General features: G+C 39.2%; 11 protein-coding genes. 2 read left to right on the top strand and 9 right to left on the bottom strand.

Translation table 11 applies throughout. From position 1 onward, the window contains the following. Window positions 1-135: 135 nt before the first annotated feature. The 4 genes from QM629_RS14835 to QM629_RS14850 all read right to left on the bottom strand — a co-directional run bounded on the left by QM629_RS14835 (window position 136) and on the right by QM629_RS14850 (window position 4503). Window positions 136-858, bottom strand: a complete 723-nt coding sequence (locus QM629_RS14835) for a 2-phosphosulfolactate phosphatase (protein WP_415160669.1) — start codon at window positions 856-858, stop codon at window positions 136-138. A 110-nt stretch (window positions 859-968) separates the two neighbouring features. Next, window positions 969-1193 (bottom strand): HigA family addiction module antitoxin, encoded by a 225-nt coding sequence (locus QM629_RS14840; protein WP_415160679.1) that lies wholly within the window; start codon window positions 1191-1193, stop codon window positions 969-971. Between the two features lie 690 nt (window positions 1194-1883). Beyond that, window positions 1884-2936 carry a glycoside hydrolase family protein gene (locus QM629_RS14845; protein WP_415160670.1) on the bottom strand — a complete coding sequence of 351 codons (1053 nt, stop codon included), beginning with the start codon at window positions 2934-2936 and terminating at the stop codon, window positions 1884-1886. 46 nt (window positions 2937-2982) lie between these two features. Next, on the bottom strand, window positions 2983-4503 hold the full coding sequence (locus QM629_RS14850; RefSeq protein ID WP_415160671.1) for a sulfatase: 1521 nt from the start codon (window positions 4501-4503) through the stop codon (window positions 2983-2985). Window positions 4504-4590: 87 nt separating this feature from the next. On the opposite strand from QM629_RS14850, the gene QM629_RS14855 reads away from it, so the two are divergent. After that, window positions 4591-5750, top strand: a protein-coding gene (locus tag QM629_RS14855; protein WP_415160672.1) for an IS630 family transposase whose coding sequence is annotated in 2 segments (ribosomal slippage) — window positions 4591-5044 and window positions 5044-5750 — 1161 coding nt in all. Because the reading frame shifts where the segments join, the coding sequence is not laid out codon by codon here. 350 nt (window positions 5751-6100) lie between these two features. Here QM629_RS14855 and QM629_RS14860 read toward each other — a convergent pair. The 4 genes from QM629_RS14860 to QM629_RS14875 all read right to left on the bottom strand — a co-directional run bounded on the left by QM629_RS14860 (window position 6101) and on the right by QM629_RS14875 (window position 10111). Beyond that, window positions 6101-7555, bottom strand: coding sequence for a YitT family protein (locus QM629_RS14860; RefSeq protein ID WP_415160673.1), 1455 nt, complete (start codon window positions 7553-7555; stop codon window positions 6101-6103). A 42-nt stretch (window positions 7556-7597) separates the two neighbouring features. Further along, a complete protein-coding gene (locus QM629_RS14865; RefSeq protein WP_415160674.1) occupies window positions 7598-8638 on the bottom strand; it encodes an adenylate/guanylate cyclase domain-containing protein in 1041 nt (346 codons plus the stop codon). Then, on the bottom strand, window positions 8631-9011 hold the full coding sequence (locus QM629_RS14870; protein ID WP_415160675.1) for a response regulator: 381 nt from the start codon (window positions 9009-9011) through the stop codon (window positions 8631-8633). The genes QM629_RS14865 and QM629_RS14870 overlap by 8 nt, the downstream gene beginning before the upstream one ends. 125 nt (window positions 9012-9136) lie before the next feature. Then, window positions 9137-10111, bottom strand: coding sequence for an NAD-dependent epimerase/dehydratase family protein (locus QM629_RS14875; RefSeq protein WP_415160676.1), 975 nt, complete (start codon window positions 10109-10111; stop codon window positions 9137-9139). A gap of 203 nt (window positions 10112-10314) precedes the next feature. On the opposite strand from QM629_RS14875, the gene QM629_RS14880 reads away from it, so the two are divergent. Then, window positions 10315-11730, top strand: a complete 1416-nt coding sequence (locus QM629_RS14880; protein WP_415160677.1) for an ATP-binding protein — start codon at window positions 10315-10317, stop codon at window positions 11728-11730. Here the strand turns inward: QM629_RS14880 and QM629_RS14885 are convergent. After that, window positions 11711-11960 (bottom strand): hypothetical protein (locus QM629_RS14885; protein ID WP_415160678.1); only part of this gene is annotated, 250 nt, incomplete at its 5' end. The genes QM629_RS14880 and QM629_RS14885 overlap by 20 nt on opposite strands.

An 11960-nucleotide genomic window follows, 5' to 3' on the forward strand; every position in this document is an offset into this window, starting at 1 on the left:
TGATTTAATAATTTTCCGATGCCTGCTTTAAAAAAGAGCAACAGCAAAAATAAATCATTATTGGCAGTAAAAGAAGGCTATTGAAACGTTAATAATAGTAGGTTAGAGAAAATGAAGGATTCAACGCCATATTTTTTATCCAGCCACCAGCGCCCCATCCTTATACGCCGGCAGCACATTCGCCACATCAGGTGTAACGCAATATTCAAGGTCTTTTTCCAGGCCAAAAGCAGCAAGCCGGTGCCAGTGCGTAAGCTTTCTTATAAAGCCATACATATCATCCCGGTGCAGGTTATACATGTCTTCTGCCATTAAACTGCTGTCGCAATGAATAGTAAAATGATCTTTTATCCTGCTGATAACAGCGCCGGCGAATAAAGTATCTTCCAGGTTAAAACGGTCTTTCCAGGCAGAACAGCCGAGAATAACATTTTTGTTCGCTGCAGCGAGATATTTGCATACCGCAGATAGGTTCGGGAAAGAACCTGTTATCACTTCCGAAGCGTTTCTGTCCAGCGCCATGTGCAGCAGTTTTGTACCATTGGTAGTGGTAAGCACCAGCGTTTTGCCTTCAATAAATTTACGGAAATATTCTGCGGGCGAATTGCCATGCTGCAGGCCGGGAATAATCTTTCCATCCCGTTCTCCGGCTGTTATAGCATTTAATTTTTTGCCGATGGCGATGCAATCTTCCACGCCGGCAACCGGCACCACTTTTTCAGCGCCATTGTATAAAGCCGTGGCAATGGTTGAAGTGGCACGGAACACATCTATAATAACGACTATGCTGTTATTAATATCATATAAATCGAGCAGGCGCGGAGAAAGCAACGTGTGCAATACGGGTTTTTGCTGCATACCGGCAAAGGTAGGGGAGCAGATGGTAAATAGTTTGCAAAACAGAACCTGCAATTCATAACAACAACCTGTTTCTTATTTTATGCCCTGCGAAAGGGTTTTAGTTTATATTAGCCGACTTTTTTAGCAGCTATTTCCAGATCATATTTTACCTGCAAACGAAGCCAGATGTCGGGATTGCCGCCAAATACTTTTGCAATACGCAATGCCATTTCCGGGCTGATGTCTGCTTTTACATTCATGCTATTAGAAAGTGCTTGTCTTGATACCTTCAGCATGACAGCGGTTTCGGTAAGCGTAAGCCGCGCGGCGTCTATTAATTCAGCTTTTAATATTTCACCGGATGCGTTACCGGCATAGTTCTTTTAGACATAGTTCTCTTTTTTAATGGTAATCCAAATAATCAATGTCAAAAGCATCCCCGCCCTTCAAAGCGGAAAACAATCCGTCTGTTTTCTTTTACTGTAAGTCCCCAAAAACTTTTTATACTCCTCACAGGGTAAAAATGTACATTGGTCAAAATAGAAAATAGCGACCGTTTTTTTAACGCACAGGCACATAGTTTTTACTATAAAAGGGGGAATCTAAATTCGCATAGCATGAAAGCTGCGCTTTCCATATTTCTTCCCGCTATGTGAAAAGTTTATTTTCTATGCCCATTTCCTTTTTTGCTTTGAACCAATGTCGTTGAGTTAAGGTTTAGATTCTTTGAAATATTCAATACGCAATAATCCCCGCTTGCCGGACAGGCAGGAATATTCATTTTGCGGAGAGATTACAATTGAACATTCCTGCCCGACTGATTCAGTCAGGCGGGGATTATTGCGTATTGAATATTGAGTGTTTTCTTAAGTCAATGACATTGTGCTTTGAACTATGTTTCTACGTGGGTTATATCCAGCCATTGCATATTATTATCCCGCATACAGTATAACTGAGAAATACTCTACTTTTTATCTCATTCTTGTTGCAATTTCTTTCTCGAAAAAAATTTGATTACATAAGATTACACAAATTGAAATAAGTCAATATTTTAATGGAACAAAAACCAACCAACTATCATCCCCTTGTTTTACAGCTACCGATAAGACAATAGGTGTACCGTTCTCAGCTAAAATGAATGGACGTTCCATTTTTTCAGGCTTAAAAATGTCACCATTAACCATCAAGAATTGTTTATAATTCATAAAATAATCTTTTGATTTGCGCCAATGCAATCCGTCCGTAGATTCTATTAATCCCAAAAAACCTTTTGGTGCGTGGAATATTCCGAAAAAAAGCTTTCTGTTTTTATCATACCAGATAGACATATCCTCCGTATCGATATAATCTATTACCGGCGTCGGCTGCATAATAAATGGCCCGATAGGTGTTGTACTAACTGCTATGGCCTGGTTTCGGATATATCCTCTATCATTTGGCTTATCCCCTTTTATGACTAAATAAAATTTTTTATCCGGACCTTCGGCAATAGCCGGATTCACTGTTAACCTAGTAATGGGACCAGACGGTTGAATAATCGGTGCATCTGATCTTTTCCATGGACCGGCAAGCGAAGTTGCTACCGCAACGCCTGTACGCTGATTATTTCTAAGCACTAACCAATCCTTATGTTGTGAGCCTTTCAGGGAAATTGCTACAAGATATTTTTCTGTATAATCGCCATCTCCCAAATTAGTACTTACATAATATAAATAATATTTCCCGTTAAAGTATTTTATTTTAGGATTATATGCACCGATCGCATCCCAATACCCTTTGCCGCGACCTCTCAATACAATTCCTTTATAAATCCAAGGGCCTGTCGGCGATTTAGATGTCGCATGCACAATTTCAGATAAAGGCATCCAGCCGTTAAACGAATATTTTTTTTGCCAGCGTGAATAGAAAAGATGATAAATTCCATTGCCGTCACGAATAATAGAGGGATCCCAAATATAATAATCATGAGATTTAAAAAAGTTTTGCTCGGTTATTGGTAATAATTTATCACTTAATACTAAATCGTTTGTTTGAGCAAATGACAACAACGGTATAAACCAAAAAAGAAAAGAAAATAAATAATATTTTTTATCCATTATTTTAGATTGTGAATTATACGATACAACCTTATTAATTAAATTTTTACTGTGGCCAGGGAAGAGCTTTATTTGTTTGCTTATTTATAGGCCGTTGAGCATCATATTCTTTTAATTTTTTAGTAAGTAATAACAACAATTCTTTTGTCTTATCGGGATATTTATCCGAAATATTTTTCTGTTCCTCAATATCATACTTTAAATTATACAGTTCTTTTTTTCCTGTTTTCCAATTATAAATGAGCTTCCAGTTGCCAAGGCGTATTGCGCTCCTGAAATTCGTTCCGTAGCCATCATAAGATATCCATTTATTGGGAAAATGCCATATTAAAGGTCTATGGCTACTGTTGAATTTCGGATTTTTCAACAGGGGTACAAAGCTGATTCCATCAATAGTCTGAACAGTTTTATAATTCTTGACGCCGGCCATTTCAAGTATTGTAGGAAAGAAATCTTCAATAATTAAATAATTGTTATTTATAGAATTTTCTTTTACTACTTCAGGCCATTTTACAATCATGGGAACTCTTATACCTCCTTCATAAATCGAGCCCTTCCCGGCCTTCAAAGGAAAATTTTTCGAGGTATAAGGTGTACCCGAGCGAGGCGGCACCAGACTGAGACCTCCGTTATCACTCATGAAAATTATAATGGTGTTCTTATCGATTCCTTTCTCTTTAAGATATTTCATTATATCTCCTAAACTTTTATCCATACCTTCCACGAGAGCGGCATATTCCGCTTCATTCGTAGAAAGCCCCGCGTCTAAATATTTTTGCATAAACCGTTTGTCCGGGGCATAAGGAACATGTATGGCATAATGTGCCATATATAAAAAAAAGGGTTCATTTCGTGAAACAGGCTTATCAATAGCTTTTAGCGCTTCGCGTGTCAGTGCTTCTGTCAAAAACGTATGCGTGCCGTAATATGCTTGTAATCCGGGTACTCCCCACGGCTCCTTTAGTTTATCTTTATAATTGCCGTAATATTCTTCCGACAAATAGCTTCCCGGGCCTCCTGCAGCGTGACCTGCAATGTTTACATCAAATCCGATGTTTATAGGATCTTCCGCAGGAGTGGATATGGCACCGAAATGAGCTTTCCCACAATGTATGGTATAATATCCTCCGGCTTTTAATATAGCAGGCAATGGTGTAACATATGTAGTTCTATCAATACCCGGAACGGGTGACATACCATTGATATTCCATAAAGGAGGAGTTAATACAGAATCTTTTCCATCTATTTCTTCGTCTTTTTCTAATGTCCAATTAGTCACTTTATGGCTGGCGGCATTCATTCCTGTCATCAAACTAATACGGCTTGGAGAACATATTGGAGAAGTATACGCATTCGTAAATTTCATTCCTTCTTTCGCCAATAGTTCCATATTGGGGGTATGGTATCTTGCATTCAATGTCGTTGTTTTAGTCCAAAAAGGCACCGAACAATCTTGCCAACCCATATCGTCTACAAGAAATAGAACAATATTTGGACAGTTTTGCGCCCTCCCGTTAAAACAAAAGATACCCCCCAAAAAAGTAAAAAAATATTTACTGACTCCCATTGAATTCGCTTTAATTACGATAAAATATTATTCCTAAGTGTCATGTCACTCATAGTATGACGTATATATTTTGTATCTTTGAAAAAAATGACAAAATATAAAGTTACCTTAACTCAGGCAGAAAGAGATGAATTGCTCTCCATTACAAAAGGCGGGACTCATAGTTCCAAAAAAATAATCCACGCATTAATCCTTTTAAATTGTGACGAAGGAGCTTTTGCGGAAAAAATAAGTAATGAAGCTGTGGCAAAGGTTTTGAAAATAGGGCCTCGCACCATTGACCGTTTGAAAAAGAAATTTGTGGAAGAAGGTTTTGAGGTTGCTTTGGAAAACAGGCCAACAACAAGAGTGTTGGAAAACAGGCCAACAACAAGAGTGTATGAGCGGAAAGCAGACGGAGATGTCGAGGCGCATTTAGTTGCCCTGAGTTGCAGTAAAGCACCCGAAGGATTCGCCCGCTGGTCTTTGCGGCTCTTAGCAGACAAGATGGTGGAATTAAACTATGTGGAGGGTATTTCATACGAGACGGTAAGGCGCGTTCTAAAAAAAACGAACTTAAACCCTGGAAAGTAAAAGGCTGGATTATTCCACCCTTGAAAAACAGTGATTTTGTCGCTCAGATGGAACAAGTTTTAGACGTGTATAAGGATGCTTACAATGAGGCGTATCCCGAGGTTTGCATGGATGAATCTCCCAAGCAGCTTATAAAAGAAACACGTGTTGCCATTGAAATAAAATCCGGTGGCGAAAGAAAAGAAGATTATGAATATGAGCGGTGTGGCGTAACCAATATCTTAATGGCAAACGAACCACTGTCAGGCAAACGCTTTGTAAAGATTACGGATGAAAAGAAGAAAAAAGACTGGGCTGAATTTGTAAAGGAAATAGCCGACATCCATTATCCTAAAGCGACAAAAATAAGATTAGTCATGGATAACTATGGCACACATAAAGCAGCCGCATTATATGAGACCTTCGAACCGCAGGAAGCAAAACGGATTTGGGACAGGTTTGAGTTTATTTATACGCCTAAGCATGGCAGTTGGTTAAATATGGCAGAAATAGAGTTGCATGTATTAATGGGGCAATGCTTAAACAGGAGAATAGATGATGTAGCAGTTATGAAATCAGAAGCAGCAGTCTGGCAAAAACACCGAAATAATAAATGTGCAACTATTAACTGGCAATTTAAAAACGAGCAGGCGAGAATTAAACTCAAAAAAATTTATCCGTCAATTGATGAGTGACATGACACTAGTTGAAGATATAGATAATCATCTGTCTGCGTTTGAGAGAAAATGGAACCCAAAGGAAAATGTAAAATTTTCTCAAGCATTTAAAACACATTACCCTAATGCAGGGTTTCATTCTATCTCAAAGGGAAATTTGGAAGAATACTTTGATGAAAATATGAGGTAATCTTCTATTTTTTAAGAGATATAAATTGGGAATTAGAAACATTTATAATCGCATCTATATCCTAAAAGTTCGACATTTCGCCGCCCCACACCACAAATAAAATGAAGCAGTTACAAGGAAGATGTTGTAGCTGCTTTTTTATTTGGCAAAAGAAGGCATAATCAAACGGACAACCCTGCTAATGCGGCGGCCTGCGTTTTAATACGCCGCCGGCTGTTTCTTTTATGGTATTGGCAAACACAAAGGCTTTGGGGTCTTCGGCATATACAAGGTTTTTAAGCTTGCGCATTTCAAGCCTGCTTATTACGGTAAAGATGATGTCAACATCGGTATGCACTTCGTATTTGCCGGGAAGAAAACCACGTTCGCCTTTATAAATAGTTATGCCGCGGCCCATCTCATTCACCAGCTTTTCTTTTATGCGCTCACTGTTGCCCGAAATAATGGTAACGCCGGTATAAGCTTCAATGCCTTCCACCACATAATCAACTGTTTTGGACGCAGTGAAATAGGTTAGCATGGAGTATAGCGAAACTTCCATTCCAAATTTAAAAGCGGCTATGCTGAATATGATAATATTAAGGCCTAATACAATTTCACTGATAGTGAAACTTGTATGCCGCAAGGTATATAAGGCAAGTACTTCAATGCCGTCCACTGCACAACCGCCGCGCATGGTAAGGCCAATGCCAATGCCGAGAAAAAAGCCGCCAAAAATAGAGATGAGCAATTTATCTGAAGTGATAACAGGGTATGGCACGAGAAAAAGACAAAGACCCAGCATGATAATGCAAATGAGCGTTTTTATGGCAAAATTTCTGCTGGCAACAAATGCGCTCATAACAATGAGCGGCGCATTAACGGATATAATTATAACGGCAAGATTAATACGGTTATGCGACAACTCATGCAGGAGCAGCGATATACCTGTCATGCCGCCATCAAAAAAATGATTGGGTACCAAAAAGCCTTTCAAGGCAAAACCCGCCGTAGCTACGCCAAATATCATCAGTAAAATATCGGCAAAACTAAAATCGCGGTGGGCTTTTGTTTTTGCATGATGCTGGCGGCCAAGTTTTTTTAAGTTAGCTTCTTTTCTATCTTCCAGCTTTTCTTTTGCGCTCCCGGTAAAAAATTCATGCGACCTTAAAAAGTCAACCTGTTTCTTTAACCATTCCTCGTTAGTGAGATTGGGATCACGATACTTTAATTCGCGGTAAAGCCTGTTTGAAAAAACATTGTAATCATCCGTTCCAATATAATAAACATCGGCATCACAAAGAATTTTTGAAAGATGGCCCTTTGGCTGCTGCGGTACTTTTGTGGACATGATTATTTCGCAGATGACTTCCACCTGCCCGGCGCCATAATTGTATTGCGGCAATAACGCACGTGAAAGATTGCAGGAGGCTTCTTCATGGCCTTCATAAGCTGATAAGAAACCTGCATCGTGCAGAAGGGCAGCCGTTTGCAAAAGCTGCAGCTCTTCGGCGCCCAATCCTTCCAACTCGCCTAATTCAATAGCATTTCTTACTACATTTTCTGTATGTTCTGCATTGTGATAAGTTAACCACTCCGGTAATTCCCGGTGTAGTTTTTCCAGTATATGCGATTGTAGTTTTTGTACTTCCATTAAGGAAATTTTACGCTCCAATAAACAATATAGAAGCCTTTATTAATTCAATACTTCGAACACTTCAAGTATTTCCTTTTTATTTTTTACTTCAAGCTGCCCTACCGGCCTGCAATTAAACGATTCTTTTATTTTGTTATATGCTTTTGCTTCAATTAAAATTTGCCCGGGATGCGCTTTGCTTTGCAGGCGTTGCGCTGTATTTACCACGTCGCCGATTACTGTATAGTCCAGCCTGCGCAAACCGGCAGCGCCTATATTGCCCGATATCATTTCACCGCTGTTGGCGCCTGCGGAAACCTCCGGCAAAAAACCTGCTATGCCCTTTTCCGGCGGCATATTCTGAATGGCCGTTCGCACGGCAAGGCAAGCTTCTATGGCACGGTCTAAATGATATTCGCCCTGAAACACTGCCATCACTGCATCGCCAATAAACTTATCTACATAACCGTTTTGCGCGGTTATCTCCTTTACAATAACATCAAAATAAGCATTAAGCAGGTGCACAACCACATCGGGTTTTTCCCTTTCTGTTATGGATGTAAACCCGCAGATATCAATGAATATAACGGTGGCTTCAATGTTTTCATTTACAGTGAGCGACTGTTCAAATTCTTTTTTCTCCATAAACTTCAGCACCGATTCATCCACATACATTTTTAAAATGTTGTTTTCTTTAATGGCCTGCAAGGTTTGCTTTAACTGCGTAACATATTCAATTGTTTTTTTAAGCGTAAGCTCGAAATCGGCAAAATTTACGGGCTTGGTTATAAAATCAAAAGCGCCCCGGTTCATGGCGGTGCGTATATTTTCCATGTCACCATAAGCAGAAACGATTACTGTTTTAATGATGGGGCTTACATCATGTAATTTCTCCAGCAGCGTTAAGCCGTCCATTTCAGGCATATTAATATCGCTGAAAACAAGTTCAATATTTGGGTCTTGCTGCAGTTTTTCAAGCGCTTCACGGCCGGTTAATGCAAATACAAATTCATATTGGTGTTCCCTTATTTGTTTACGGAATTTTTGTTTGATTAATATTTCAAGATCTGTTTCGTCGTCCGCCACTAATATTTTAGTCATGTACCTGCTTTTTTAATTTGTTCTTTAAAAGAGTAAAGTCGAGCGGTTTGGTTAAAAAATCATCTGCGCCAAGGCTTAACGACCTGTTGTAATTATCTTCATCACCATAAGCGGTAATCATCATAACAACAGGCGGCGGCACAGCATACAATTGCTTAATTTTTTGCAATAGTTCCAGCCCGCTCATGCCGGGCATATTGATGTCTGACAGAATAAGCACCACTTCATGTTCGTGGTTATTTAAATAAACCAGCGCCTCTTCGCCCGAACTGGCAAAAGCAAAGGAAAATTCGCCGCTCCTTATCTCTTTCCTGAAACGTTGCTCAAATAAAGTCTTAACATCCACTTCATCATCCACAACCAAAATCTTCATATAAATATTTTATTGTCAAATATAATTTAAAGCAGTTTAGCTGAAATTCCTCGCAGTATTAAGGGCAGCTAATTCTCATTTATAGCCTGCTGTTACAAATTTGCTTAATTGTTTTAAATACAGTTCTATATTTTGATATTATTTAATGCCAGCAATTCATTGCAAATTCTTTCAACACTTTTTTGCAAAGGCGTATAACTGAAAGCAGGCAGCGCCTTTAATAATTTGCTGTTATCAAAATATATTTTTGCCAGTGCTGTACGCGCCGTTTCTTTGGTAATAAAAGGCGTTTTGCCTGTAACAGAACTTTTTAATGCTTCAAGCCGCCAGACTACGCCTGCCATAAAAGGCGTAATTTTTTTTGACGGTGCTTTTTTATGAAAAGCCGCAGCAATAAGATCGAATAAATTTTTATAGCCTGTATTTTCTGCGCTTAGTATAAACCTTTCGCCCGAAATGTTATTTTGCATTAAAGCTATCATGGCCTTTGCTACATCTTCCACATCCACAAAACCGGTTAAGCCATCTGAATAATAAGGAAACTCTTTATAGATGGTTTTAAAAATTTCTGATGATCCCGAATTCCAGTTGCCTGCACCAAGAATAATGGAAGGATTAACAATCACTGCATTCAGCCCTTCTGCCATGCCGCGCCACACTTCCATCTCTGCCAGGTATTTGCTTTCTCCATACACGCTGTTGCTTGTTTCAGAAGTCCATTGCATTTCTTCGGTGATGATTGTGTTTTCACGTATCCTGCCCAAAGCCGAAACAGAGCTTACATGCAACAGTTTGCGCACGCCGGCATGTAAAGCTGCATTTACAATATTGGCCGTTCCTTCTGCATTGGTTTTAAAAAGCTGTCTTTTATCTTTTGGATTGTAGGAAATTTTACCGGCGCAATGATAAACTTCATCCACACCCTGCATTATTTCTTCCAATAAAACAACGTCAAACAAATCGCCCTGCACCCATTCAACAGCGGGATGATGAAACGGAATTTCTGTTCTGTACAAAGCTTTAATGCCTGACTCCTGCCCGGTAAGCATTTTTGTTAAACAAGAACCGAGCAACCCGGTTGCGCCGGTAATAAAAATCATTGCAGCACTTTTAAAATTTATAGTTTTTACAGCCTGGTAAAAACCATATTGTTTATAAAAGCTGTAAATGTAAAGTGAAGTTGCCGGAAATTGAATTGCAAATAATCAGGCATTACCATATAATAATTATTTTTCTGATTGTACATTTATTACTTTGAATGCCCCACATTTTAAAAAGGTGTATTAACAGTTAAGATATGAACATGAGCCTGCAGTTTGCGCTGATAATTGTAATAATTACCTATCTGCGCAGAGCGCTTCAAACAAAAACAGCCATACCTGAATGGCATAAGCGGCTATCCACAATAATGTTTGCAGCCATTGGCTGCATGGCGCTTCAGCTTGCGGCAGGTTCTTTCAGTACCACTTTAAATATACTCTTTGCCATATTTGAAGATGTGCTGGTTGGCCTGTTGCTATATATAATTTATAAACAGGAAGAATTTAAGTCTGTAAAATTCCTGCTGGTGGCCTTATTGCCTTATGCCGTCGTATCTGTTTTAGATGATATGCTTCACCTTCCCGGAAAAACGTTTTATTCCAAAATAGATGATATTGCCGATACAATTTCAATATTCACAGTAATATGGGGCTTTGGCGTTTGGATGGTTAGCCGCAGGCAACAGAAAGAGTTAACGAAAGCCCGTCAGAAAGCACTGGAAGAACAGGAAAACAATAAGATTATAACTGCTATGAAAGCGGAGCTTGAAGTGCAGGTGGCCGAACGCACCGCAGAACTTACCCGGCAGAAAGAAGAACTGGAAAATACATTAAGCGAGCTGAAATCAACGCAGGCGCAACTTATCCAGTCGGAAAAAATGGCCTCGCTGGGTGAGCTTACCGCAGGCATTGCGCACGAAATTCAAAACCCGCTCAACTTCATCAATAATTTTTCTGAAGTAAATAATGAACTGATTGATGAATTAAAACAGGAATGGTTAAAAGCTGATGAACAGAGAGATAAAACACTGGAAAATGAATTGTTAGCTGATATAATTGCCAACAACGAAAAAATTGCCTTTCATGGAAGGCGCGCCGATGGTATTGTAAAGGGAATGTTGCAACACTCAAGAAAAAGTTCAGGTGTAAAGGAACCAACAGATATTAATGTACTTTGCGATGAGTATTTGCGGTTGAGCTATCATGGCCTGCGTGCAAAAGATAAAAGCTTTAATGCTGAGTTTAAAACAGATCTTGATGAAAGCATAGGCAAGATTAACCTGGTTCCACAGGATATAGGAAGGGTATTGCTTAACCTTTTTAATAACGCGTTTTATGCAGTGAGCAAGCCCCCATCCCCTAAAGGGGGGCAATACAAACCGCTTGTTACCGTAACTACTAAAAAAATAAAACCAACAAATAATAACGTTGCTGAAAACACCCCTTCAGGGGATGGGTGCATTGAGATAAAAGTTATTGATAATGGAAAAGGCATTCCGCAAAATGTTATCAATAAAATATTCCAGCCCTTTTTTACAACAAAGCCAACCGGTGAAGGAACAGGCTTAGGCCTTAGCCTGACCTATGACATTATTACCAAGCAACATAACGGAAAGATAAATGTTGAGAGCAAAGAAGGTGAAGGCACAACATTTATAATTAATCTTCCAATAGCATAATATAACGTGAGTTCGGGATAAGCGATATGTTTAAAGCCTGCAGACAGACCTCACCTAAATCCTCTCCAAAGGAGAGGACTTCCGACGCCCTAAAACTCATAAAACATGCAAAAAATCCATGTTTTTTCCTGCCCTTCTCCTTTGGAAATGCAAAGCATTCATTGAGGCAATTAAAAAATATATATGCACGAAATAAAAGGGTTGGGAGGAGGTCGAAATAACAATCTAAG

Source organism: Parafilimonas sp. (assembly GCF_047606085.1).
In the GTDB taxonomy this organism is placed as follows: Bacteria; Bacteroidota; Bacteroidia; order Chitinophagales; family Chitinophagaceae; genus Parafilimonas.

Excerpts from the sequence above, each read along its gene's own strand:
- QM629_RS14845 (WP_415160670.1), bottom strand. The coding sequence starts at position 2,936 with ATGGATAAAAAATATTATTTATTTTCTTTTCTTTTTTGGTTTATACCG.
- QM629_RS14880 (WP_415160677.1), top strand. The coding sequence starts at position 10,315 with ATGAGCCTGCAGTTTGCGCTGATAATTGTAATAATTACCTATCTGCGC.
- QM629_RS14850 (WP_415160671.1), bottom strand. The coding sequence starts at position 4,503 with ATGGGAGTCAGTAAATATTTTTTTACTTTTTTGGGGGGTATCTTTTGT.
- QM629_RS14860 (WP_415160673.1), bottom strand. The coding sequence starts at position 7,555 with ATGGAAGTACAAAAACTACAATCGCATATACTGGAAAAACTACACCGG.
- QM629_RS14865 (WP_415160674.1), bottom strand. The coding sequence starts at position 8,638 with ATGACTAAAATATTAGTGGCGGACGACGAAACAGATCTTGAAATATTA.
- QM629_RS14870 (WP_415160675.1), bottom strand. The coding sequence starts at position 9,011 with ATGAAGATTTTGGTTGTGGATGATGAAGTGGATGTTAAGACTTTATTT.
- QM629_RS14835 (WP_415160669.1), bottom strand. The coding sequence starts at position 858 with ATGCAGCAAAAACCCGTATTGCACACGTTGCTTTCTCCGCGCCTGCTC.
- QM629_RS14875 (WP_415160676.1), bottom strand. The coding sequence starts at position 10,111 with ATGATTTTTATTACCGGCGCAACCGGGTTGCTCGGTTCTTGTTTAACA.